General features: G+C 68.6%; 19 protein-coding genes, 1 tRNA gene and 1 pseudogene. 10 read left to right on the top strand and 11 right to left on the bottom strand.

The annotated features are described in order from the left end of the window. Nucleotides 1-88 precede the first annotated feature (88 nt). The 3 genes from pstA to pstS are packed head-to-tail and all read right to left on the bottom strand — an operon-like array spanning nt 89 to nt 3,030. A complete protein-coding gene (pstA, locus tag IPG50_21135) occupies nt 89-928 on the bottom strand; it encodes a phosphate ABC transporter permease PstA (GenBank protein MBK6694690.1) in 840 nt (279 codons plus the stop codon). Nucleotide 929: 1 nt separating this feature from the next. After that, nucleotides 930-1,904, bottom strand: coding sequence for a phosphate ABC transporter permease subunit PstC (gene pstC / locus IPG50_21140; GenBank protein MBK6694691.1), 975 nt, complete (start codon nt 1,902-1,904; stop codon nt 930-932). 16 nt (nt 1,905-1,920) lie between these two features. Next, entirely contained in the window at nt 1,921-3,030 is a 1,110-nt protein-coding gene (pstS, locus tag IPG50_21145; GenBank protein MBK6694692.1) for a phosphate ABC transporter substrate-binding protein PstS, read from the bottom strand. 173 nt (nt 3,031-3,203) lie between these two features. Between pstS and IPG50_21150 the strand changes: the two genes are divergently transcribed. Next, nucleotides 3,204-3,497 (top strand): hypothetical protein, encoded by a 294-nt coding sequence (locus IPG50_21150; GenBank protein MBK6694693.1) that lies wholly within the window; start codon nt 3,204-3,206, stop codon nt 3,495-3,497. A gap of 123 nt (nt 3,498-3,620) precedes the next feature. Here the strand turns inward: IPG50_21150 and IPG50_21155 are convergent, their stop codons facing one another. Then, the gene (locus IPG50_21155; GenBank protein ID MBK6694694.1) at nt 3,621-5,060 is read right to left on the bottom strand and encodes a hypothetical protein; all 1,440 of its coding nucleotides are present in this window, start codon (nt 5,058-5,060) and stop codon (nt 3,621-3,623) included. A gap of 28 nt (nt 5,061-5,088) precedes the next feature. Here IPG50_21155 and IPG50_21160 point away from each other — a divergent pair, with 28 nt between their 5' ends. Continuing rightward, a complete protein-coding gene (locus IPG50_21160) occupies nt 5,089-5,862 on the top strand; it encodes a hypothetical protein (protein MBK6694695.1) in 774 nt (257 codons plus the stop codon). Between the two features lie 583 nt (nt 5,863-6,445). On the opposite strand, the pseudogene IPG50_21165 reads toward IPG50_21160, so the two are convergent. Then, nucleotides 6,446-6,673 (bottom strand): annotated as a pseudogene (locus IPG50_21165) (hypothetical protein). A gap of 419 nt (nt 6,674-7,092) precedes the next feature. Between IPG50_21165 and IPG50_21170 the strand changes: the two are divergent. Then, nucleotides 7,093-8,394: a sigma 54-dependent Fis family transcriptional regulator gene (locus IPG50_21170; GenBank protein ID MBK6694696.1), complete on the top strand. Its 1,302-nt coding sequence runs from the start codon at nt 7,093-7,095 to the stop codon at nt 8,392-8,394. Between the two features lie 23 nt (nt 8,395-8,417). Here IPG50_21170 and IPG50_21175 read toward each other — a convergent pair whose 3' ends face one another. Then, nucleotides 8,418-9,191 (bottom strand): PEGA domain-containing protein, encoded by a 774-nt coding sequence (locus IPG50_21175; GenBank protein MBK6694697.1) that lies wholly within the window; start codon nt 9,189-9,191, stop codon nt 8,418-8,420. Nucleotides 9,192-9,328: 137 nt separating this feature from the next. Here IPG50_21175 and IPG50_21180 point away from each other — a divergent pair, with 137 nt between their 5' ends. Both IPG50_21180 and IPG50_21185 read left to right on the top strand, forming a co-directional pair. After that, on the top strand, nt 9,329-10,870 hold the full coding sequence (locus IPG50_21180) for a serine/threonine protein kinase (GenBank protein ID MBK6694698.1): 1,542 nt from the start codon (nt 9,329-9,331) through the stop codon (nt 10,868-10,870). Between the two features lie 58 nt (nt 10,871-10,928). Then, nucleotides 10,929-11,840, top strand: coding sequence for a hypothetical protein (locus IPG50_21185; protein MBK6694699.1), 912 nt, complete (start codon nt 10,929-10,931; stop codon nt 11,838-11,840). A gap of 13 nt (nt 11,841-11,853) precedes the next feature. On the opposite strand, the gene IPG50_21190 is transcribed toward IPG50_21185, so the two are convergent. Together IPG50_21190 and IPG50_21195 are read right to left on the bottom strand one after the other, a co-directional pair. Beyond that, nucleotides 11,854-12,222: a hypothetical protein gene (locus IPG50_21190; GenBank protein ID MBK6694700.1), complete on the bottom strand. Its 369-nt coding sequence runs from the start codon at nt 12,220-12,222 to the stop codon at nt 11,854-11,856. A 797-nt stretch (nt 12,223-13,019) separates the two neighbouring features. Continuing rightward, the gene (locus IPG50_21195; GenBank protein ID MBK6694701.1) at nt 13,020-15,173 is read right to left on the bottom strand and encodes a response regulator; all 2,154 of its coding nucleotides are present in this window, start codon (nt 15,171-15,173) and stop codon (nt 13,020-13,022) included. A gap of 152 nt (nt 15,174-15,325) precedes the next feature. Between IPG50_21195 and IPG50_21200 the strand changes: the two genes are divergently transcribed. From IPG50_21200 to IPG50_21215, 4 genes are all read left to right on the top strand, one after another. Further along, a tRNA-Ser gene (locus tag IPG50_21200) sits at nt 15,326-15,412 on the top strand. Between the two features lie 184 nt (nt 15,413-15,596). Next, entirely contained in the window at nt 15,597-16,229 is a 633-nt protein-coding gene (gene rdgC, locus IPG50_21205; protein MBK6694702.1) for a recombination-associated protein RdgC, read from the top strand. Continuing rightward, a complete protein-coding gene (locus tag IPG50_21210; protein ID MBK6694703.1) occupies nt 16,230-16,895 on the top strand; it encodes a hypothetical protein in 666 nt (221 codons plus the stop codon). It begins immediately after the preceding gene. 49 nt (nt 16,896-16,944) lie between these two features. Then, the gene (locus tag IPG50_21215) at nt 16,945-19,104 is read left to right on the top strand and encodes an RNA-binding transcriptional accessory protein (protein ID MBK6694704.1); all 2,160 of its coding nucleotides are present in this window, start codon (nt 16,945-16,947) and stop codon (nt 19,102-19,104) included. 2 nt (nt 19,105-19,106) lie between these two features. On the opposite strand, the gene IPG50_21220 is transcribed toward IPG50_21215, so the two are convergent. Together IPG50_21220 and IPG50_21225 are read right to left on the bottom strand one after the other, a co-directional pair. Beyond that, on the bottom strand, nt 19,107-19,853 hold the full coding sequence (locus tag IPG50_21220; protein ID MBK6694705.1) for a hypothetical protein: 747 nt from the start codon (nt 19,851-19,853) through the stop codon (nt 19,107-19,109). A gap of 209 nt (nt 19,854-20,062) precedes the next feature. Beyond that, nucleotides 20,063-21,334 (bottom strand): PQQ-binding-like beta-propeller repeat protein, encoded by a 1,272-nt coding sequence (locus tag IPG50_21225; protein ID MBK6694706.1) that lies wholly within the window; start codon nt 21,332-21,334, stop codon nt 20,063-20,065. 457 nt (nt 21,335-21,791) lie between these two features. Here IPG50_21225 and IPG50_21230 point away from each other — a divergent pair, with 457 nt between their 5' ends. Continuing rightward, complete coding sequence (locus IPG50_21230; protein ID MBK6694707.1) at nt 21,792-22,754, top strand: phosphotransferase; 963 nt, start codon at nt 21,792-21,794, stop codon at nt 22,752-22,754. 9 nt (nt 22,755-22,763) lie between these two features. On the opposite strand, the gene IPG50_21235 is transcribed toward IPG50_21230, so the two are convergent. Continuing rightward, nucleotides 22,764-24,560 (bottom strand): IgGFc-binding protein, encoded by a 1,797-nt coding sequence (locus IPG50_21235; GenBank protein MBK6694708.1) that lies wholly within the window; start codon nt 24,558-24,560, stop codon nt 22,764-22,766. Nucleotides 24,561-24,773 lie beyond the last annotated feature (213 nt).

A 24,773-nucleotide genomic window follows, 5' to 3' on the forward strand; every position in this document is an offset into this window, starting at 1 on the left:
GCGGCGGCCAGAGGCGGAATCGGCGTGAGGTAGGTCGCCACGCGCGACGACGACGGAACGGAGGACTCGGACGCTTCTTCTTGCATGATCAACGGCTCACACGGTGTCGAACGAGGAGGCGCGAGAGTATGTTCAAGCCAAGCACGAACGCGATGAGGACCAGGGCCGCGGCCCACGCTTGCTGGTGCCAGTCGTCGTAGGGCGCGACGGAATACTGGAATATTTGCACCGTGAGCGTCGACGTCGGCTGGTCGATGCCTTCGGGCCAGTTGCGGTTGTTCGCCGAGGTGAAGAGCAGCGGCGCCGTCTCGCCGGTGCCGCGCGCCACGGCCAACATGATGCCCGTCACAATGCCTGGTAGCGCCGTCCGCACGACGACACGCAAGACGGTGCGCCAACGCGGCACGCCCAGCGCTAGGGCCGCCTCTCGGAGCGCGTTGGGGACGAGCTTCATGAGCTCTTCCGTCGTTCGGGCGATGGTCGGCAACATCAAGATCGCGATGGCGATGGAGCCGGCGATGGCCGACTGCCGCTTCATGGGAATGACGACGACGGCGTAGACGAACATGCCGACGACGATGGACGGCACACCGGAGAGGACGTCGGCGGTGAAGCGAACGGCGTAGCCGAGGCGACTCTTGCCGTACTCCGCGAGGTAGACCCCCGCCAAGATCCCGGCGGGGATCGCCATCGCGCACGCCATGGCGACGATGGTGACGGTGCCGACGATGGCGTTTGCGACGCCGCCGCCGAGCTCGCCGACGGGCTTGGGCAAGTGCGTGAGGAAGTCGAGGCTGAGCCCCTTGATGCCTTCGCGGCCGACGAAGAGCAGGATGCTGATGAGCGGGATCATGGCGCACAGCGTCGCCACCAGGCACGCCCAGCGGAGCACGACGTCGAGCGTCTTGCGGGTGCGGTAGCTCGCCACGCTAGCTCCTCGCCCCTTCCGGCAAGCGCCCCACGCGCCAGACGAGGAGGCGAGCCACCACGTTGAGCACGAAGGTCACGGCAAAGAGCAAGAGCCCGATCGTCGTGAGCGCCGTGAGATGAGCCCCCGAGGCGGCTTCTGCGTACTCGTTCGCGATGACGCTCGCCATCGTGTAGCTGGGCGCAAAGAGCGACGCGGAGATGTCGGCGCGGTTGCCGATGATCATCGTGACGGCCATGGTCTCGCCGAGGGCTCGGCCGAGGCCGAGCATCGTGGCGCCGACCATGCCGGAGCGCGCAAACGGCAAGACGACCTGCGATATCGCCTCGACGCGTGTGGCGCCGAGGGCCAACGCGTTCTCTTTCAAGATCCCCGGCACCGCTACGAGGACTTCGCGCATGACCGACGAGATGGTCGGCAGGATCATGATGGCGAGGATGACGCCCGCCGTGAGCATGCCGTAGCCGAGGTGCGGGCCTTGAAAGAGCGGAAGGAAGCCCAGCGTGCTCTCGAGCTTCGGCTGCACCGTCTCACGCATCCACGGCGCGAGAATGAAGATGCCCCACAGGCCGTAGACGACGCTGGGAACGGCCGCGAGCAGCTCGACGACGAAGCCCAAGGGACGTCGGATGCGGGGCGGCGCGAGCTCCGTCAGGTAGACCGCGATGCCGAGCGCCACGGGAACGGCCAAGAGGAGCGCCAAGAACGACGAGACCAAGGTCCCGAAGACGAACGGCGCCGCGCCGAAGCTCTCGCGCACCGGGTCCCAGTCGGTGCGCCAGAGGAACGCGATGCCGAAGCGGCTGAAGCCGCTCCGTGCGTCCGACGCCAAGGAGAGGATGATCCACGCGATGAGTACGATGAGCAAAATGCCGAAGGCCGCGGTGACTCGTCGGAAGATCGAGTCGCCGCGGCTCGGGCGCGGGCCGCTCTCCGCAGGGGGAGCGGCCGCGTGAGCGGTGCTGGTCGTGTTCACGGTCGGGCTGCGCCGGTCACTTGCCGACGAGGAGCGCCTTTCCTTCGGCCTTAAGTAGCTTCACCTTGGCCTCGGCTTTGGCGACGACGGGAGCCGGGAGCTTGCCGTAGTGGAGCGCTTCGGCGTGCTCTTGCCCTTCGTGGAGACCCCACCAGAGGTAGTTGGCGAGCGCTTGGCCCTTCTGCGCGTTCGCGTTTTCTTCGTAGACGAGGACATAGGAAAACGCGGCGATGGGGTACGCCGCCTCGCCGGGTGCGTTGGTGATGGAGACGCGAAGGTCGTCCGGCATCTTGTCGGCGACGCTGGCAGCGGCGGCGGTGACCGATGCGAGGGCCGCGTCGGTGAACTTGCCTGCCTGGTTCTTGAGTGACGCCGTGGCGAGGTTATTTTGCTTGGCGTAGGCGAGCTCGACGTAGCCGATGGAGCCGGGCGTCGACTTCACGCTTCCCGTCACGCCTTCGTTGCCCTTGCTCGAGATTCCGGCGGGCCACTTGACGCTCTTGCCAGCGCCGACCTTGTCTTTCCACGCGGGGCTGACCTTCGCGAGGTAGTCGGTGAACACCGCCGTCGTGCCGCTTCCGTCGGAGCGGGCCACCACCGTGATGTTGGTGGCGGGAAGCTTCGCGTCGGGGTTGTCCGCCACGAGCTTCGGGTCGTTCCACTTCTTGATCTCCCCCATGAAGACGCCCGTGAGCGCCTCGGGCGTTAGCTTGATGGCGGCCTTGGCATCGGGGACGTTGTACGTCACGACGACGGCGCCGAGGGTCATCGGCACGTGGTGCAGCTTGCCCTTCGCCTTGGCGAGTTCTTCGTCGCTCATGGGCGCGTCGCTGGCGCCGAAGTCGACGGTCTGGTCGGTGATCTGCTTGATGCCGGCGCCGGAGCCCACCGACTGGTAGTTGACCTTCACCTGGGGGTTCGCCTTGCCGAACTCGGAGATCCACTTCGAGTAGAGCGGGAACGGGAAGGTGGCGCCTGCGCCGTTTAGGCTGACGGTGTCGCTCTTGGGGGCGACGGCGACGGTCGTCGACGCGCTGCTGGAGGGGGTCGCGGAGCTCGAGTCGCTGCCTTTGCAGCCCATCACGAGGAGGCCAGCAGCAACGAGGACGGTGGAGGCGTTTCGCATGCGCGCACAAGTACGCGGCGAATGTGACGATTGGGTGACAGCAGCGTGAAATGGCGGCGATTGAAGGGGTCGAGGGCTTCGTGAGTCGTCCCGCCTGGCAGGGCTGCCTCGGTCCCCTCTCCCCCGCGGCCTTCCCCAACCGATCTTTTTCCGCGTGCCTGGCTTTCGCTACATTGGCGCCGGTGTCCGGCCAGCTTCTCCACCACGGCGACGACGCGCCGGAGCGGTGCGCCTTTTGCGGAAAGGAGGCGGCGGGCCCGTGCGCCACGTGTCAGCGCTCTGTGTGCGGCGATTGCTGCACCTTGACCGAAGGGGGCGTTCGGACGTGGGCCATCTGCCTCGAGTGCGATCGCACGAAAGGGCGGTCCCTCAGCCGCGGATGGGCCGGACTCCTCCGGTTCATCGGCGCGATCTTGGCCGGGCTCTTCGCCGTCGTTGTCTTGCTCGCGTGGCTCTCGGGGCGCTGAAAGCCGCCGGCTGCACGGCGACGCCGCTTGTGGGCGCCCGCGCAACTCGCGAACCTGAGCGCGTGGCGAAATCGCGGGCCAGAAGGCGCTTGACGGAGCGAGTGAGACGCGAGGCGCCGGCACCTACGGCTCGACGCCCGCGATGACCCAGATGCCGTTGTTCCCCTTGCCGTTCCCTGCCGCGATGAAGAGATCGGCGGCGCTGGTTGGCGTGCGACGCGCGACGACGAGGTCTTGGGCCCCGGGCAGGTTGGCGAGCTTGGTGGCCACGCCGGTGCTTGGTATGACCTCGAAGACGTCCCCTTCGATGTTCGTCACGTAGTGATGCGTGGCGCCCAACGCGATGCCCACGAGGGGGGTCCCGGGAGGGATGTTGTAGAGGGGCACCGCGGAGACGGAAAGGGTGGCGGCGAAGGTGACCTTGTGAACTGTGGCTCCCTCGGAGAAGTAGGCGACGCCGCTGTGATCCGACTCGAGGTAGCTGTTGGCGTTCGGCGTGGGGAACGGCGAAGGGCTTGCGCTAACGGGAACGTTCAGCCCCTTGTCCAAAGGATTCGCCAGGAAGGCGTTCGCCGCGATCCCGACGAGCAATGGGACGCCCCCCGAACTATCCGCCACGTCGACCGAAAAGGCGCCACCACTTGCACAACCGCGAGTCCTGAGCGAGGCCCACGTGGGCGAGTAGACCGTCACGCAGGTCGGTCCATTCTGAACGTCCGCGACGAAAGTCTCGGCACCGAACACCGCGATGCCGCGAAAGGTGTCGGATGGCACCCGCCGCTGGAAGGACGACGCGGGACCGGCGGAGGCCAGCGCGCTCCACGACTCGCCAAAGGCCCCCTGGTCGGTCGTCCAATAGAGTCCGTCGCCGTCGGCGGCGACACCAAAGGCGGGCGAAGGCGTGGTGACGAGGTGCTGCGGCAACGCGTAACGCGGCGGTGGGGGAACCGACGTCCGGTCCGGGGCTGCGTCCGCTGACGCTTCGGCGCCCGCGTCGACACCGGTGAGCAAGCGCGCGTCGCACTCTTGGGTGGTGCTGCAAAACGCTGGGTCGTCGACATCGGCGGTGACGCATCGCCCGTCGACGCACGTTCGGTCCTCCGCGCACTTGATGCCGATGCACGCCGACGACAAGCGAACCCGCAGCTCGAGCGGCTCGTGAGGCACGAAGCGCAGGCGGCGGCGGGCCACGATGCACCCGGCGAAATCGGCTGCGGCGCACGCGTTGAGAGGCGAGGTCGCGCCGGCCACGACGGAGATCGAGACCACGTCGTCGCGTTTGCCGCTGGGCGCGATGACCAAAGAGCCGATCGTCCGAAGGGGGCCAGCGCCGCTGCAGTCGCGCGTGATCGTCACGGGGTCGTCGGTCGGCGCCCCTCCGATGATGGCGGTACCACCGTGGCCAACGAGCTTGTCGCAGTCGACGTCGGTGTCGACCTGGAGCGTGATCTGCGTGGGCTCGCGGCATGCGCTGGCGCCCGCGCCGAGCGCCGCCGCGATTAAGAGCAGGACCGGTGCGCGCACGAGCCAAGCGCGAGTTCCCTGCGAGCGGCGAGCCGGCACTTCGCGGATTGTACTGTATGCTGGAGCCGTGCGCCGCTCGCTCGTCGCCTTCGCAGTGGGTGCGCTCGCGGGCTGCGGCTTCCTCGTAGACACGGGCGGCCTCGCGGGCGAGGGCGCCGCGCAAGACGCAGGCGCCGAAGGGGCCCGGGTCGTCGAACCCGCGCTCGACGCATCCGCTCCGCTGGAGGCGTCGACACAGCGTTTTTGCGATCGGGCCCCACACGCCTTCTGCGCCGATTTCGAGGGCGCCGTGTTTCGCGACGGGTGGACCTCTGACAGCCAGGAACTCGGCGGCGCCCTGTCGCTCGTGAATCCGACCCCGGCACACCCCACCCAGGCCCTGCTCGCGAAGATGCCCCGACGCGAGACGGCCAAGGGGTCCGCTGCGCTGCGAAAAACGTTCGACATGCCGTGGCGACGCGTCGTCATGAACTTCGACGTCTACGTGGAGCGGCCTCTATTCCTGACTGGCGACCGCAACGCCGGGCTTGTTTGTTTCGCCTTCTACGCGGGGAGCCAGCTCGGCGGACTGTGCGTGTCCGTTGCAGGCGACTACGTCGCGTTCGGCGTCGACAAGCCGCCACTTCGGTACGACACCTGGCTGCACGCGACCTTCGACGTGGATCCCATCGGCAAGCTCGCGCGGGCCGAGATCGACGGCGTCGTCTTCCAGAGTCACTTTTCACCGCCCGCTACTGGCGAAGCTCAGCGAATGGAGATCGAACTGGGCGTGCTGGGCTACAACGTGCCGGCGCCGGCCTTCGCGGTCACCTACGACGACATCACCATCGACTTGCCGTAGGCGCTCGAGCGGCGCCCACGGCGGCCTTGCATGTGGCCGCCGCAACGTCTCAGTCGAACTGGCAAACCTGCTGCTTGCACACGAGACCGGCGGGGCAATCGCTCGGGTCGTCGCAAGGCCATTGGAACGCATTGGGGTAACAAGTGTTGCCCATGCAATGCGCACCCGCGCCGCAATCGACGTCGGCGCCGCACGCGGACCCGCAGAAGAGGATCACCAAGCCCGGTCGATCGGCCTCCCCTGCTGCGCGCGCCTGGCGCCGAGGCTCCCTGCGCGCGGCGATGTCGCCGTTCACGCTGGTCGACGTGCCACCGCTCAAGGCGCGCGCAAGGAACCCAGAGCCACCGCCTCCGCTCCCGCAGCCCGCGGCGCTGGCATAACTGGCACCGCCCCCGCCGCCGAACCAGCCGGCCCCGCCCCCGCCGCCGCCCGCGGGGTGCGCCGCTGCGCCGCCGCCCGGGCTCGGTCCGCCGCCACCAACCCCGCCGATGGATGGGCCGCCGGCGGACGCTGGCGTGCCGACGCCTTCACCGAGGCCCGGCGCGCCGCCGGCGCTCGGCCCCCCGGCCCCTCCCCCAGCGGCGCCGCTGTTGTTGCCGTCGCCGGCTCGTCCGCTCGAACCGCCGCCCGCGCCGCCTTGGGCCTTCGCGCACGCGCCGCCGCCACCGCCCGCGACGAACCACAGCCCCGCGTCGCCAAGACTCGCGATCGCGCTCATGCCTCCGCCCGCCGCACCGGCGATCGAGCCAACGCCGCCGGCCCCTCCACCTCCGGGAGCGCCGACCGTCACGCGAACCGTGCGCTCGCCCAGCGCGAGGGTCCCATAGGTGTATCCTGCAACGCCGCCACGCCGATTCTGATCCACGCTGCCGCCGCCGGCGCCCCAGAGCTTGGCCGTCGCGTGCACGCACGTGGGGTCGAAGTTGACGTCGTAGGTGCCCGGCTCGAAGAGCTCCAGTTCGAGCCCGTTGGCCTTCACCTCGATGCTCGCGTCAACGCCTCCGTCGCCGGCACCGTCGGGGGGAAGGACCACTTCCGCGACGTCCGCGAGCACGGCCTCGGGCCCCGCGTCAACGGGCTCCGTGCGAACGCCATCCGAGACGCCGTCCCACCCGAACACGAGCGAACACGCCGAAGCGCCCAAGAGTGACGCGGCAAGCGCGAGCCGCCTCATTGGGAAGCGCTCATGGCGGAATCGTCCCTCATCCGTGCATAATAGCCCGACCCGCCATGGCCGACTTCGACGCGATCACGGAGCAGATGCTCGTGGGAGCCGCGCACGCTCCCGTTCGAGGGCAAGGTGTGGAGCTCGCCTTCGTCGAGGGCCCCAACCGGGGGGCCGTCGTGCGCATCGCGGAGCTGGCGCATCGTCGCGCGCTCGTCGGCTCGAGCGCTGCCTGCGAGATTCGCCTCGACGATCGGACGGTGTCGCGCCGGCACGCCTCGCTGGAGCTCGAGGAAGGCGGTCTTCGCGTCCTTGACCTCGGCTCGAGAAACGGCGTCTACGTCGGAGGCGTACGGGTTCGCGACGCCCTGCTGATCTCGGGCAACGAGTTCGTCGTCGGCGCCACGCGGATTCGCGTCGCCATCGGCGGCGAAGAGCGCGACATCGCCGCGTGGCAAACGGGCAAGTTCGGCCGCGTGCTCGGCGCGAGCCCTGCCATGCGCCGGCTTTATCCGGTGCTCGAGCGCCTCGCCAGCCAGTCGACGCCCGCGCTCATCGAAGGCGAGGCGGGCACCGGCAAAGAGCTGCTCGCCGAGTCGATTCACGAGGCGAGCCCCACGCCCGACGCGCCCTTCGTCGTCTTCGAGCCCGCCAGCGTGGCGCCCGAAGCCATCGAGCAGGAGCTCTTCGGCCTTCGCGGCGACGTCCACGGCGCAGGCGGTCTCATCCAAGCGGCGCGCGGGGGAACCTTGTTCTTGGACGAGGTCTCCGATCTCCCGACGCCGAGCCAACTGAAGCTCCTGCGGGTCCTCGAGCACGACGCCCGCGGCTCGAACGCGGGCGGCACGCCGCGCGTTCGGATCATCGCCTCGACGCGCCGCGATCTCGACCGCGAGGTTCAAGATCGCCGCTTTCGCGAGGATCTGCTGACGGCGCTCGCCACCGTGCGCGTCGAGCTTCCTCCGTTGCGCAAGCGCACCGGCGACATCGCCTTGCTCACGCACCACTTCTGGGCCGCGCTCGGCGGCGCCCCCGGCGAGCTCCCCGCCAATCTCGTCCAGCGCTTCGAGCAACACGAGTGGCCCGGCAACGTCCGCGAGCTTCAAGCGGCCGTCGGACGCGCCATCGTCACGGGAGAGCGCGACGTGGGCGCCAAGAAACGCGGCGCCGGTGGTGGCGCCGACGCCATCGCCGAGCTCATCGACCGAGGCCTCCCGTTGCCGCGCGCGCGCCAAGAGATCGTGCTGGAGCTCGAGCGCCGCTACACGCAAGCGATGCTCGATCGCCACGGCGGGAGCGTCGGCAAGGCGGCGGCGGCGAGCGGCATCGGGCGGCGGTATTTCCAGGCGATCCGCGCCAAGAAGTGACGTACCGAGACGCGGGGCCCGCCTCACTCGCCGCGTCCCTGAGGTTGGTGGGCGGGCTGGGTCAGGTGAACGGCCAGCGCGCCGGCGAGGGCCAACGCGCCGACGACGAGCGAAACGTCGGCGACGATGAACTGCGTCCGAATCCTCGACTCTTCGCCGGGCGGACACGTCGGCGCGCAGCGTTCGCGCGCGTCGGCGCGGTCCACGAGGCCGTGGATACCGAAGCCGGCAAACGAGCCGAGCGCGAGGACGCCGACCCCTGCCAGCGGCCACGCCCACGAACGCGGCGACTGAAGCGACGTCGATGGCGCGGAGCTCGACTCCTCGAGCGTCAGGAGCACGGGCCGGTTTCGCTCTCCGACGCGGACGACGATGGACGTCGAGGCGGGCTGGTACCCGGGGCTCTCGATGTGGAGCTGGTGCACGCCGGGATCAAGCTCGAGCGCGGCGCCGGCGTTCGTCGCGACGGGCTTTCCGTCGATGCGAATCGAGAGGGCCACGATGTCACTCCCGTCGAGGCGGCGGGCGCCTGGGACGATGCTCGGAAGCTCGCGAAGGACGGCGGCCTCGCTCTCGGTGCAATCGGCGCGAACCAGCGCGGGGCATGTGGAGCGCGAGCAGACTACGAACTGGCCGCGCGCTTCACGGAGCGCGCCGCGGTCTCTTAGATCTTGCCCCCGATGGAACGCGTCGAGACACTGATCGGTCGTCTGCGCCGAGGCGGCGCGCGAGGCGAGGCCAACGGCCGACGCGACAACCGAAGCGACGACGATTCGCGCGGCGATTCGTTGGCGCATACCCGCCGCGAAGCGTACCAGAGGGCCGGGCGCGAGCGCGCCCGCTCTCCGTGGCCACATCGGCACCGACGTGGGTGTGGGCGGGCGGGTGCGGGCTGGTTGTCACGCGCCCAGAGGGCGATACTTCGCTTCTCCCCATGGACGCCGCTGGCACGCCCACCAAGTCTGAGCCGCCGTACCGGCGCCTTGGAAAGTACGAGGTGTTTGGAGCGTTCGCGCAGGGCGGCATGGCGTCGGTCCACGTCGCGCGCATACGAGGCCCCTCCGGCTTCGCGAAGCTCGTGGCCGTCAAGGAGGTGAACCGGGCCTTCGCCGCGAGCGCGCGGCACGCGAAGATGCTCCTCGCCGAAGCCCGCCTCGGCGCGCGGATTCGAAGCCCCTACGCGATTCCCATCCTCGACGTCGTGCAAGAGGGCGATCAGCTTTGCATCGTCATGGAGCTCGTGCGCGGCGTATCGCTGAACGAGCTCATCCTGGCGGCGTCGGCGCGCCGCACGCGGATCGCCCCGGCCATCGTGTCGGCGATGCTCTCGGACGCCCTCCGCGGCCTTCACGCGGCGCACGAAGCGACGGGCGAGAACGGCCGCCCGCTGCAGATCATCCACCGCGATGTATCGCCGCAGAACTTGCTCGTGGGCGCCGACGGCATGACGCGCGTGCTCGACTTCGGCGTGGCCAAGGGCCTCGGCTCCGAGGGTGTTTCTCAAGTCGGCGAGGTCAAAGGAAAGATCGGCTACATGCCGCCAGAGCAGCTCACCGGCCACGTGACGCGGCAGTCGGACATCTACGCGGCGGGCGTCGTCTTGTGGGAGGCGCTCGTGGCGGCTCGGCTGCGCAAGAAGGCTGAGAAGTCGGCCATCGCGGCGATCGTGCAGACGGAGGCGATCGCGCCGAGCGCTGCCGGCGCCGAGGTCTCTGTGGCCGTCGACGACGTCGTGATGACCGCGCTCTCGCAAGACCCGAAGCGGCGCTTCGGCACCGCCGAGGCGATGGCCATCGCGCTCGAAGAGGCGTGTCCCCCCGCGTCCCGCGACGAGGTCGCCCGACTCGTCGAAGATTATGGCTTTGAGTCGCTCCAGAAGCTCGACGAGCTCACCCGCGCGTGCGAGTCCGCGTCGGTCGGTGACGCGGTGCGCGAAGCGGTCGCGGCGCCCAGCGCCGAGGCCGACGCCGCGGCCACGACGGCGGTGGTGCGGCGCTCGCCACCGTGGCTTTGGCCCGCCGTCCCCGTCGTGGCCCTCGCGTTCATCGGCAGCGCGCTTGTCGCGAAGTCGCAACGGGCAGCGCCACCTCGCGCCACGGAGTCGCGGCCCACGGAATCGATGCCCGTCGTCACGGCGCTAGCTCTTCCGGTGGGCGACGCCGACGGTGCGGCCCCCGCCGCCCGCTCCTTCGTCACCGATGCGGGCACCGATGCCTTCGGCTTCCGCGACCACCCCTGCGAGCGCGTCGCCGCCAGCGACGCTCCCAACGGCGCCGCCCAGCAGGGGCGTCGTGCGCCCCGCTCCGGTGGTGAAGCCCAGCTGTTCGCCGCCCTTCGAGTACGACGCGAACGGACGCAAGCGGTACAAGCGCGAGTGCTTTCCGTAAGGCGCGGCCGCGCATGCGCGATTCCTGCCTCCGCAACGGCCGGTCGCGCGCCTGCGAACGAACCCTTCGCGAAGGGGCCAAGGCCTTGATTGCCTTGGCAAGGGCCCGTGGCACGCCCCCTGCTCTATCGCTTGGCGGAGGTTCCGCATGCCCCGCACTTCTCTCGCCGCGATCCGCAACACGCTCTCTCCCGCAACCCTCGACGCCGTGCACGGCGGGGACGAAGGCTTCGAATACGAAGACCCCAGCTACGGGTCCTACGCCGACTACCGCGACTACGGCCCGGTGGCCGAGCCGGTGATGGACGTCGCGCCGGCTGAGGTCCCCTACGAGTCCTACGAGCCTGTCGCTCTCGAGACGGCTTCCTTCGCCGAGGCAACGGAGCCCGCGCTCTCGCATGAGGTGCACGACGCGTTGCCGATGCCGGCGCACGACACGCCCCTTTCGGACGCGGGCCTCGACCCGGCCCACTGGCGCAGCGATGCGTCGCACGGCGTGGACCCGAGCCCGACGGAGGACGCGGTCCGCCGCGCCTACGAGCTGACCGGCGGGCACCTCCCGCAAAATGCGAGCGGCGAGCAAGTCGCGCAACTTCGCACGTACCTCAAGTCGCTGGACGCGGACACGCGCCAGGCCGTCACGCAAGCCTTCGACGCACGACGAGGCGCGGAGGTGGATCAAGCGCTGAGCGAGGCTGCGAAGGACGTCAGCATCAAGGGCAACGTCGACATTGGGCCCGTCCGGTTCGAAGGATCCTTGCAACCCGCCGAGGGAAAGTTTGGCTACGCAGTGAAGGCGGTGCCGGTCACCCTCGCGAGCGCCAGCGTTGGCGGGTTGAGATTCGACCTGCGGGTCGACGGCGGCGCAAGCAGCAGCACGGGAGCCACCTACAACGTGATCGGCGCCGCGCAGGCGGGCCCCATCAAGGCCGGAGGGCAGTTCACAGCAAGCGAAGCCGGCGCGAGCCTGAAGCCCTTCGTTCAAGCGAACGGCGACGTTCCCCTCGCATCGTTCGGTTGGGCCGGTTTCGCGGCGGGTGTGTCGGTCAAGTACAAGTGAGGCGGTGAAGTCGTCAGTCGAGCCCGACGGCGAGCTGACAGGCGCGCGTAACCGAGATGGTGATGCGACTCGGTGAGGTCGCCGGGTAGACGGATTGCCCCGGATAGTCGGGAAGTCCGGCGGGCGGCTCCGCGGATCCTGCCGTGGTGATCCGGTAGTCGCCGGCGTGACCCGTGAAGGGATAGACCGCGGGGATGTTGGCCGTCTGGTTCGCGACGAGACCGTACGGGAGCGAGATCGACGCGCCACCGCTCCCTTGAGGAGACGCCAACGTCATCTTCATGCTCACGCCGCGCGACGAGAAGTTCTTCACCTGAGAATTGGTGTTGAACGTGCCCGCGCAACCGTTGGCGGTGGCGACGCTGGCCGAGAGGATCTTCACGACCGCATCCCCAGGCATCCCGGGGACCGAGCCGGCTCCCGGCGGGCTCGGCATGTTGAGCCCTGGCGCGATACCACCAGAGGAGGAGTTGGACGGCGGGGGTGGCGGCGGCGGGTCAGCGGCGGCCGCGACCTCGTGTTTCGCGACGGCGCTAAAAGAGCAGGACGGCACCGTCTTCGCGGTCTTCGTGGGACCGTTGGCGATGTGGAGCGAGAACCGAGTGGGTGAACATCCATCGACGAGGCCGTGAGCGTCACCACGACGACCGTCCGCGTGCCGTTGGCCGGGAGGTCGACAGGAAACACACCGAGCGACTTCTCGCCGGAGGTACCCGGCATCCGCTTGACCGAGAGCTGAGTCGACACCTGCGTCGCCGACGGATTCGAGATGCGAACGGCGTAGTAGATGGGACCGGTGCTATAGGCTCCCGTTCCGTTCGTTCGCTCGAATGAGACGAACTGAAGGAGCACGCTCGGGTCGACCGTCGGCTTCGTGACCGAAACCGGCTTGGGCCTCGCGCCGGCCGCTTGAGGCGCCGTCCCCGTCGTCGGCGCAGCGGTGGGGGCCGCGAGCGCAGGAGAGGCGAGAACGCCGACAGTCAAAGAGAGGACACCGGCGACGCAAACACGAAAAGGGTCCAACGAAACCTCCGCAGTGCGAAGTCTTTGACGGACTTCAAGTCGGTTTGATTCAAAACAGGCAACACCAACGAGGATACGGCGCCGCCGAGGGCGCGCATCTTTCGCCCTCGCTCTCCTGTACCGCTTCGGGGCATCCCGTCGACCCGAAATCGGCGCTCACGACTTCTTCTGAGTCACGACGGCGTCGATCGCCTCTCGCAGCGCCAGCATCGTGAAGGGCTTGGGGATGAACACCATCGGCGCGCCCGTGCGCAACAGCGGAGGCGCGTCCACGTGGCCGCTGATCATGACCACCGGAAGCAGGAGGCCGCGCGCGTCCACGGCCCTGACCAGCTCAACGCCGCTGATCTCGGGCATGGCAACGTCGGTGACGAGCAATCCAAACGACTCTCTCGCGAGGAGGTCGAGCGCCTCCGCTCCGCTCGCCACGGCGACGACCTCGTGACCAAGACGCTCCAAGAGGCGGCTCACGGAAATACGCACCAGGTCGTGGTCGTCCGAGAGGAGCACGCGAAGCCGCTGCGCCTTGACGGTGACCGGCGAGGCCGTCGCCGGCTCCTTCGCCGAGGCCCCGTCGGAGATGGGCAACCGAACGGTGAGGGTCGTGCCGGCGCCTGGTGAGCTCTGGATCTCGGCTCGGCCTCCGAAGCGGTGCGCGATGTCCGAGACCGTCGCGAGGCCGAGTCCCGTTCCCTCGGGTTTGGTCGTGAAGAATGGATCGAAGACCTTGCGGCACGTGGCGTCATCCATGCCCACACCGGTGTCTTGAACGCTAAAGCGCGCCTCGTTGCCCTGACGAGCCACGACGAGCACGATGCGCCCTCCTTCGGGCATCGCCTCTTGAGCGTTGACGACGAGGTTGAGGACGATCTGCTCAAAGCTGCCCCGGGCGATATCGACAAAGAGGGGCTCCTTCGGCAGCTCCGTCTCGAGCATGATGGCGTCGCCTACGAGTCGACGGAGCGACGGCGCGAAGGCTGCGATCAGCTCGACGAGGTCGAGGCGCTCGGGCTGCGCCACCTGCTTGCGACTAAAGGCGAGGAGCTGGCGCGTCAGCAGCGTCGCGCGCTCGCACGCGTGGTCAAGACCATCGAGCAACTCACCGTCGACGTGCCCCGCGTGCCGGTGACGCAGCTCCTCCGACGTCGCCATCATGACGGAGAGCAGGTTGTTGAAGTCATGCGCAACACCCGTGGCGAGACGCCCCACGACCTCGAGCTTTTGCGCGCGCTCGGCGCGCTCGTTGGCGGAATCGCGCTCAAGGACGCTGCCGACGATGCCGGCCGCCGTGACGAGGAGCTGGAGGTCCGCCCCGGAGAAGACCCGCGGCGCGTCCGTCAAGATGCCGATGGCAGCGCGGAGCCCCGAGCGCCCCTGGACGCCAAGGACGCCGCCGCCACGGCTCGCCGAGCCGAGCGAATCGAGGATCGCGCGGCCGAGCTCGTCCTCGGAGCCGAGGAGGCGACCCGGCTCGGCCATGATCGCGACGGCCCGCGCCGGGACCTCTAGGTTCGTGGGCGGCACGAAGCCGACGGCCTCGATGACGCGAGCCGCCCCTCCTTCGCCGATGGCGAGCAGAAACGCCGTGTCGGCGCCGAGCGTGTCCTTCAGCAAGGTCAGCGTTTCGCGGAAGAACACGTCGGTCCCCGTCGCCGAGAGGGCACGCTCGGCGACCTCCGTCAACGCGCCGGCGAAGTGCGCGCGCGTCTCGTTGTCCTGTTGCGTCGCACGGAGCCGGTGGAGCGCCTCCGTCGAACGACGCGCCTCCGCGTCGATGCTGCGAACGGCCATGTGGTGCAGCAGCGCCGCGAGGATGAGCGTGACGGTGATGGCTATCCACGCGTTGGTGACGGTCACGGGCGCGAGGCTTGGCGGGAGGCGCCCCGAAACCTCGGCCCATCCAGCCATGCCACACACGGCCGCCGCGAGGCCTGCCACCCAGATGGCCACACGACCACCAAGGGACGTGCCCGCCACCATCACGACGAGAATGAAGGCAACGGCGTTGTTGCCCATGAGACCCCCGAACACGAACACGACGGTGCTCACGAGGACAAAGAGCGCCACGGTGAGGACCCACGCCGCGTGCCGCGCACGGCCCGAACGAATGAGGGCTTGGCAGACGCCGAGCGCCGCGAAGATCGGCAAGAAGGTGCCGAGCACCATCGAAGCCGGGTTCTCCGCTTGAGCGAAGGAGACCGCGCAGGCACCCGCGGCGCCAACGAACGTGACGCGCACAATGCGCGCCACGAGCGCGTCTCCGCCGCGCTGGTGCTCCGTGTCGACCACGCGAAACGCCTCCGTTGCCACGGCTAGAGCCCCCCTCGGTGATGAAACGGCCGTTCGGCGGCGCGAGCAAGACCTTCGACGCGCTCGCGGCCTTCGGACGCGCCGATCCTAACGGGCACCTTCGTAGAATTTCGTGAAGAAAGCGCGTACGCTCCGCGGTGCCAACATGGCACGGAGGGGTGTCCGAGTGGTCTAAGGAACCGGTTTTGAAAACCGGCGATGGGGTAACCCATCCAAGAGTTCGAATCTCTTCCCCTCCGCAAATCGCCTCCGCAAATCGCCGGTCGGCGGGGCCACCACACTTCGGTAGCGCCGCGACCGCAACCCCACACAACGCAAGCACGCCGGCGGCGCCGCTCGGTCGACGCGTGCCCTCGTGGGCGGCAGGGCCAGAAGTCGGTGCCAGTCGATGACGCACAAGGCCGCACCTGCTACGAGCGCTCCGTGGCACTCCTTCGCGGCTCGCTCACCTACGCTCGCTACTTCGTCGCCGGCGAACTGCCCGACGATTTTCGCGACCGCTTCATGCGCTCGATTCGCCATCGCGTCATGAAGCCGCTCGAGCCCGACGACCAAGATCTCGAACGCTCCGGCTGGTGCCAGGTCGGCGACGGCAACGGCCTCGAACTCGCCTACAGCGACGTCTTCTGGAACGAGTACATCAACCTCGGCATGCGCACCGATCGCTGGGCCATCCCCGGCGCGATGCTCCGCGCGAAGCTCAAGGAAGCGGAAGCCGCCTTGCTCGAGAAGCAGGGCCGCGAGCGGCTCTCGCGAAAAGAGAAGAGCGAGCTCAAAGAGTTCGTGGCGCGGCGCCTCCGCCACAAGCTCACGCCGCAGTCGCGCGTCGTCGACCTCTCGTGGGCGGTCAACGAGGGCGTCGTCCGCTTCTTCAGTCACTCGCCAAAAGCCGCCGCCAACCTCGCCGAGCTGTTCGGCCGCACCTTCAAGGCCTTCGGCCTGGAGCTAGTCCCCGAATCGCCACACACCCTTCGGGCACGCCTCGGCCTCACGAAGAGCGAAGAGAGCGCGTGGAAGTCGCTCGAGAGCTTGGTCTTGGCGCGAGAGGAGACCTGAGTGGATCTCGTCGATCAAATCGAGGGGCGACGGTTCGTCGGCCGCGAGTTTCTGTTGTGGCTGTGGTTCGAGACCGAGATCTTCGAAGCGACGCTCGAAACCAAAGAGCACGGCGCCTTCGGCCTTTGGGTCGGGTCACGCATCGGCCTCTCCGACCGCAAAGAGAGCACCGTCATCAAGGGCGCCGCGCCGGGCGCGCACCGCGAAGCAAAAGAGGCGCTCCTGCGCGGCAAGATGCCCGACACCATGGGTTTCACCTTGTCGCGTGAAGACGGCGACGCCCGCTTCGTCCTGAAGGGCGAGACGCTCGGCCTCGTGGGCCTCGTGCTCCCTACCGTGCTCGGTGACGGCGCCGAGGAGGAGGCCACCACCCTCGCGAAGCCGCCGCCCAAGAAGAAAGGGCGCGACCGTGATCGCGCCCGCGAAGAAGAGGCGGAGGCCGATGAGGCGGCGGAAGCGTTTTACGAGCGCATGCAACTGGCGAAGACCATCGAAGACATCCTCGAAGCGCTCTTCCGCGACTTCACGGCGCTGCGTTTGAGCGACGCGTGGTCACGGGGCGTTATGCCAAAGCTCGAGGCGTGGGCCGCCGGTGAAGACGTGGACGTCGACGGCTACCGAGCCGTGCGCGCCGCCCACGCGACGACCAAGAAGAAGTCGAAGTGAGACCGAGCGGCGCGCGCTCTCCCGGTCGAGCCGCGTTAGACTCGGGCCGATGACTGCCCCGATGGATCCGGCGCCGCGCATCGCCGAGGAGCTTCGGCTCCCGCCAGCCGGCGTACGCGCCGCGCTGCGGCTCCTCGGTGAGGGCGCGACCGTCGCGTTCATCGCGCGCTATCGCAAAGAGCAAACCGGCGGACTCGACGAGGTGGCCATTGGGGCCATCGTCGACAAGCGCGACTACGTCGTGTCGCTGGAGCAACGGCGCGCCGTGATCCTCGAGGCCATCGCGGCGCAGGGAAAGCTCACGGCCGACCTCGAGCGCGCCATTCGCAGGACGTGGCTCAAGGCGGAGCTCGAAGATCTGTACCTGCCCTACAAGACGAAGCGGCGAACGCGCGCGTCGCAGGCGCGGGAGCGCGGCCTTCTGCCGCTGGCGAATCGACTCCTCGCGCAGCCGCCACAAGGCGACCCGCGCCGCGAGGCGGCGGCGTTCGTCGACGCCGCGAAAGACGTCCCCGACGTCGACGCCGCGCTCGCCGGTGCGCGAGACATCGTCGCTGAATTGGTAGCCGAGCAGCCCAGCGTGCGAGCGTTAGCGCGCTCACGCTTCGACCGCGAGGCCGTCGTGGAGTCGGTGGCCATCGCCGCGAAGACGAAGGCGCCCACCAAGTTCGAGGCCTACTACGACTTCCAAGAGCGCGCGAAGACGATCCCGTCACATCGGTACTTGGCCATCGTTCGCGGCGAAGAAGAGGGCGTGCTCCGCGTCAAGGTTCGCATCGACGACGCGGCGTTGGCCGTCGAGATCGCCCCGGCGGCGGGCTTGCGGCGCGGCTCGCCCTTTGGCAAGGAACTCGAGGCTGCGCTGGCCGACGCAACGAAGCGCCTCCTCGTGCCGTCCATCGAATCGGACGTCCGGGCCGAGCTCAAGGAGCGGGCCGACCTGGGCGCCGTGGCCGTCTTCGCCGAGAACGTGTCGAAGCTACTCCTGGCGGCGCCGCTCGGGCGACGCGTGGTGCTCGGCATCGACCCGGGCCAGCGAACCGGCTGCAAGTGCGCCGTCGTCGATGACACGGGCAAGCTCGTCGCGCACACAAGGCTCCTGCTCGTGGGCGGCGCCGGTGCCCTCGAACAAGCGAAGCGCACCTTCGCCGAGCTCCTCGCGAGGCACCGGCCCCACGCCATCGCCGTTGGCAACGGGACCCACGGCCGCGAGACGGCCGACTTTTGCCGAGGCGAGCTCACCGCGGCGGGAAGGGCCGACGTCGTCGTGGTGCTCGTGAACGAGGCCGGCGCGAGCGTCTATTCGGCGAGCGAGGTCGCACGGGAGGAGTTCCCGGAGCTCGATCTCACGGTGCGCGGCGCCATCTCCATCGCGCGGCGCCTCCAAGATCCGCTCGCCGAGCTCGTGAAGATCGACCCGAAGGCCATCGGCGTGGGGCAGTACCAACACGACGTCGACCAGCCGACCCTCGCACGCAAGCTCGACGAGGTCGTCGAACGCTGCGTAAACGCCGTGGGGGTCGAAGTGAACACCGCCAGCGCGCCGCTCTTGGCACGCGTCGCCGGCGTAGGGCCGTCTTTGGCAAAGAAGATCGTCGCGCATCGAGACAAGAGCGGCGCCTTTCGGTCGCGCCGAGATCTGCTCAAGGTCTCCGGCCTCGGTCCTAAGGCCTTCGAGCAGGCCGCCGGCTTCGTTCGCATTCGCGAGGGCACGCATCCGCTCGACGCGAGCGGCGTTCACCCCGAGCGATACGCGCTCGTGGAGCGCATCGCGAAGGAGCGCGGCGTCGAGCTGGCTACCCTCGTTGGCAACGAAGAGCTTGCGCGCGGCATCCCGTGGGCGAGCTACGCCAACGATGAAGTGGGCCCGCCAACGCTCGAGGACATCCAGCGCGAGGTGAGCAAGCCGGGGCGCGATCCACGAGAAACGTTCACGGCGCCGACGTTCCGCGACGACGTTCGTAAGCTCGAAGATGTGTCATCGGGCATGGTGCTGGAGGGTGTCGTCACGAACGTCACGGCTTTTGGCGCGTTCGTCGACGTTGGCGTCCATCAAGATGGACTCGTGCACGTCTCGCAGCTCGCCGACCGGTTCGTCAAAGATCCGCACGCCGTCGTTAAGGTCGGCGAGCGCGTGAAGGTGCGCGTCCTCGAGGTCGATCTCGCGCGCAAGCGGCTCGCGCTGTCCATGAAGCAGGCGCCGAAGTAGGGTCAGTTTTGGACGGCGGTGAAGCGCCAGGCGAGAGGGAACGTGGCGCCAACAAGCGGCTTTATCTCCACAACATAGGGGAAAGCTGATTGCAGCGTCACGACCGGCGTCGCCACGCCGTTCACATAGAAGGTGGGCGCCACCGCACCGCTCCACTCCCAATTGAGGCCCGACGAGTTGCCCGGTATTTGGAAGCGGACGAAGTCGAGGTCGGCGGCGCTGGTCGCCGTGCCGCATATGGATCGCGTGCCGCCGATGGCCGTCGCAAGGGCCGCCGGCATCGGCGTGGCCGTGGCGAGGGTCCCGTTGGGTTCGACCTCAACGATGCCGTTGACGACCCCGACACCGCAGGGACCGATGCCCGAGTCAGCCGAAGCGTCGGCGCCATCGGCGCGCGCATCGCCGGGCGCATCCACGCGCGCGTCGCTCGGCGCGTCGAGTCGAGCATCACCGGCCGACGCGTCAGGGCCCGCCCCGTCAGACCCGAGGCCACCATCGCCGGTCGCGCTGTCGCTGACCACGGCGCCGTCATCGGACGCGCCATCGACGGCCGAGTCGTCATCAAGGCCACCGTCGCCGCCACCGCTCGCGCTGTCGCTGCCGTTGCCATCGGCCGACGCGCTGCCGTCGCCGCTGCTCGCCCCGTCGAGTGAACCCGCGTCGTGATCACTGGTCTGCCCCAACGTCCCCGCAGCGCCGCCGCACGCTGCGAGCGTCGCGAGCGCCGCCCAACCAAGCCAACGCCTCATCCGCAAAGGCTCGCACGACCCCGCGCCGAATGAAAACGCTGCCGCACGTTCGCGGCCTCGACGAGGAGGGCGCCCGCCCACCCTGGCCGGTGGTGTGTGCGCCCGCTTGGTATGCTGCCCGTGCATGGCGCTCGGACCCGACGATCTCGCCTTCGTGCCCGCGGTGAGCGCGGTCCACGAGGGCCACACGGGCGCCCGCTGCGTCCTTGTCAGTCGCCGCAGACGCATTCGCGACTGAGTATCAAGGCTACGGGCTCGTGTTCCCCTTCGTCGCCCCGAGCAGTGACGGGCGCGAAGCCGGACTCATAACGACCGCACCCTTTACTCGAGTCGCTTACTGGGGCGACTGCGTGCACGGTGATGGCGCCGCTGCCTTGCACCTTCATGTCAAACCGGCCCGCTGCATCCGTCACCGCCGTCGCGTCGAGCGCGCTGACCAGCGCGCCGGCACGAGGCGTTGGCGTTCGTGCCACATTAGGGCTCGGCGCGGCGGTGGTCATCACGACGCCGGTGACCCGCATCGTTCGCGAACTCGGTGCCCCACCGCGAAGCCGCACTGGCCCCTCATCGCCACGGCTGAACGACAACGTATGGACCCACCGCTGCCCACCGTGCTCACGCGCGAGCAGGGCGCTGCAGCGCCCCAACCCTATGGTCGCGCGCAGCGCGCCGCTCCGTGCGTCAAGCGTACGCAACACGCCTTCGTTGGTGCAGGCGAGCACGTCTTCGCCAAGGAGGGCGAGCGACTCCTGGGGCTCGCCCAAGGTGAGGTATGGCGCCGTTCGCCACATCACTTGCAGCGACGCCATATCGACAGCGAGCACACTCTCGAGAGCGCCAACGTTGAGCGCCGGGACGGCGGGCCCCGTCGTCACCTTGAGGTAGACGATGCCATCGCGGTGCGCGGCCCCGTGCGCCGAACCGACCTTGGTGCGGGCCCGCTCATGCCCGTTCGATGCATCGAGCGCGATGAGAGCGTCATCGGCTAGTACCGCGAGCGTGCCTCCGTGGGCGAAGAGCGCGGTAAGGTTCGGGAGGGCGGTTGACCACCGATCAATCCCGGTTCGCAAGTCGACCGCAACGAACCTGTCGTGATAACCGAGGTACGCCGCGTCTCCCGCGAGCCACGTACCGACCCCCAGGCCCGGCGCACTCTTGGTCCAAAGAGTCGCGCCTGTCTGTGCGTCAAGCGCCACCACCCGTGGCAATACGGTCGATCGGGCATCCCCACCCACGAGAACCACCTCGGAATTGCCGACGACCCGCGGATGCGGCCGAAACGTCAGTTCACGGGTCCACCGCAGGATGAGCGAAGGGAGCGCGAACGCGTCGATGCGTCCCCCGGTCACAAGAAACGTCGATGGTCCAGCCACGATCGTCCCTGCGACGAACCGTTGTTCATCCGGGACGTCCATCGCGGCCACGACGGTTTCTCCATCGCCTTCGGTGAGCAGGAGCCGGTCGCCCTCAACGTGTAGCAAGCGATCTCCCGCGGGGTGATGCCAATTCGGCCTCGACTCGACGGTCCAGCCTCGCGACGGCCCCACGACACCGCGGACGTGAGACCCGTACCCATTGGAGGCGATCCGCGTCGACGACACCCGCACCTGGGCCTGTGCGTTTGGTGGTGATCCGTTGGCGCCACAGGCGGAGAGTGGTGCCGTGAGCACAAGTCCGAGCAGTCCAACCGCTCGTTGAGCTCCGTTCGGAACGCTGCGCCTTAGTCGGTCGACCATGTTGCCACGCCACTCGTCCTACCGCGCGCTGCCGGTCGAGCCAGGCGTTCGGCGCGGCGCGCGGAATACTTCTGACCCACCGCAACCGTGGGCGCTCACCAGGTGGTCAGATAACTTCCTCAGACGCGACCCTCGTTCACACCTCGCCGACGACAACGGCTCCCATCTCTTCTGGAACGCAGCGTTGGTATGCTGCCCGTGCATGGCGCTCGGACCCGACGATCTCGCCTTCGTGGCTCGCGTGACTGGTGCGGAGCGTACGAGCGGCCCGGGAGAGCGGATTCAATCCCTGTGGGGCGGCTACGGCGAACTTGTGCGCGTTCGCCTCGTGGGCGCGCCGATGAACTCGGCCATCGTGAAGCGCGTTCGGGCGCCCCGGAGCCACGACGCCGATGGCCGTTCGCACGTGCGAAAGAAGCGTTCGTACGAGGTCGAGACCACCTGGTACCAAACGCTGGCGACGCGTTGCGACGAAACCTGCCGCGTGGCGAGGCTCTACGGAGCGACCCGCGCATCGGACGGCCACCTGCTTGTGCTTGAAGATCTCGACGACGCCGGCTTCGCGGGGCGGCGCACCGACGCGTCGCCGAAGGAGCGACGGACCTGCCTCGCGTGGCTCGCGGCGTTCCACGCGCTCTTTCTCCGCGTCCCGCCCGGCGATCTCTGGCGCGAAGGCACCTATTGGCACCTCGCCACGAGGCCCGACGAACTTCGCGCGACGGAAGACTTGCCGCTCCGCCGCGCGGCCCCGCACCTCGACGAACGGCTACGAAGCGCGAAGCACCAGACGCTCGTCCACGGCGACGCCAAGGAGGCGAACTTTTGTTTCTCGCGCCAAGGTGACGCGGTGGCGGCCGTGGACTTTCAATACGTCGGCGGCGGCGTGGGAGTGAAAGACGTCGCGTACCTCTTGAGCGACCTCGCCGGCGACGCGGCCGAACTCGAGTTCGTCGATGTGTACTTTGCACACTTACAGAGAGAGCTCTCGCGACGCGGCCACGGGGCTTCGGCCGACCAGGTCGAAGGGGAGTGGCGCGCGCTCTATCCGGTCGCGCGGGCCGACTTTCACCGCTTCCTCGCCGGCTGGGCCAAAGACCATTGGCGCCGCGACGAAAAAGGGCGGCGCGTCACCGCAGCGTTCTTGCGCGCCGCGGGCCTCGACTGACACGACGATTCACTTGATCGGCGAGACAACGACGCCGTTGATGGGTGCGGCTCCAGCTCCTGCGGGATACGCGTAGCTCACGTACGTGCTCGAGAACGCGCCGCTCGCCGCCGAGCCCCATCCCCAGACGGTGACGCCGAAGGGGCTCTTGCTGTGCATCTCGCGGCGACCGTTGTCGCACTGTCCTTGGGGTACGAAGTTGTTTCGAACGAGATCGGTGCGTGTGTATTCGTAGCGACCCTTCGTCCCGACGGGCATCCAACCGGTCAGCGGGCCCGCGCAGTCGAGGATCACGTCGTCGAAGCCAACGGAGCCGCGGCGACGAACCACGACGAGGTTCGTCTCCGGGTAGGTCGGGTCCGCGAAGAAGACGTAGGAGTCGAGGTATTCGAGCGGCGGCACGACGTTCACGAACTCGGCGTCGCCGCGCCCGTCCTTGCCGCTCGGATCGTATTGCCCGGCGCCCGTCATGTGCGCCGAGAAGTAAAACGGATGGTCCGCGTCTTGGCTCTTCACGACGAAGGGCCCGGGCGAACGAAACTGCACGACTTGGCCCGGAGAGAGGCTGCTCGGCGCGCCCGCCGGCGGGCCCGGATCCCACTCGAGCGTGGTGCCAGGAACGGCCCCCATGAGCCGCCAAGGGGGCGCTTCTTCGTACTGATCGTAACGATTGCGATAGCGAACGCCGACGTACTCGCTGCCGAGCGCGCGAACGGGCGGGATCTGTTGATGCGAACTCTCACCGCAACAGGTGTCGATGGTCAGGCCCGTGTTGCCGCCCCAGACGCCGACGGGTTTGTTGGACGAAACGATGCTCCCCGCGAGCGACGCCGGCTGGACGAACTGCAACACCTGGCCGCGCTGGAGCGAATAGAGCGCCGGCGCGCCGGCCGGGGCTGCCGCGACGCCGGTGCCGCCGGCGATGGCGGCCTTGGGGTTCAACGTGATCTCGGTGCCGTCATCCTGTGCGGTGATGGCCACCACCGATTGCTCGACGGGGTTCGTTTGCCACGCGTCGATGGCCACGTAGTTCGTGTCCCAGGCGGACGTCGGCAAGAGCAGCGTGGCGCTCGTGAGGGCGCTCGAACCGCCTCCGTAGGGGAACATGTCGTAGGCGACGACCGGCACCGACGAGGTGATGCGAAAGGCGCGACCGATGCCGGTGCCGTGGAGCGCAGTGTCGCCGGCCACGGCCGCCGTGATGCTCGCGGGGCAGGCCGTGCCGGGGACCAGGCTCGGCGACTGCGACAGAAACAGGATGGCGACCTGCCCGGGCGGCACTTCGCCATTCGTGAGCGGTGCGTAGGTGATGTTCTTTCCTGAGCCCGAGGGCAGGTAGCCAAAGGTCGATGCATCGAGCGATTTGCCGTCGTGCTCCACCGTGAGCTTGGCGGGCGTCGTCCACGTGTTCGCCACGAACGTCGCGAAGCAACCGCCGGCAGCGGCAAAAATGACGTCGGGCTGAACCACGTAGTACTCGCAGCCCACGCTGCTCTTGGCGATGCGCGTGGCCTCGCAGGCAGGCGCACAGCCGGTCTCCGTGCAGCCTTCGTCGGCCGCGCAGGTGCGGATCACGTTCCCCGAACACTCGACGAACGTGTGCAGATCGCTCGAGCAGTGCGGCGCCGTGCAAAACGGATCGCCGAACTGCGCATCGGAGAACGCGGGCCCGGCGTCGACCGCCGGGGGTAACGATGCGTCGACCGCTCGCGACGACAGCTCGTCGCGCTGCGACGCGCCGCAACCAGCGGCCACCGCGGCCCAAGTCGTTAGCAACACAAGAGAGGCGCCGGCGAGCGTTCGCACGGAGGCTTCATGCCCCAATGGCCGGCGGGTGCCAATGCCAGACGACGTCTCGCGGCTTGCCGCGGGGCCCGCCACGCGAGCGTCTCCCGCGCGAGAACCTCGGATCCGCTTCGATCCAAACGTCCGGCGGCGGCGCTCCTTTCCTGCAGGATTTTTCGCGACTGAGCGGAGCTACGCGCGCTGGCATATGAGGTGCTGAGGTGTGGGCACAAC

The sequence above is a fragment of the Myxococcales bacterium genome, assembly GCA_016703425.1.
Lineage (GTDB): Bacteria > Myxococcota_A > Polyangia > Polyangiales > Polyangiaceae > JADJCA01.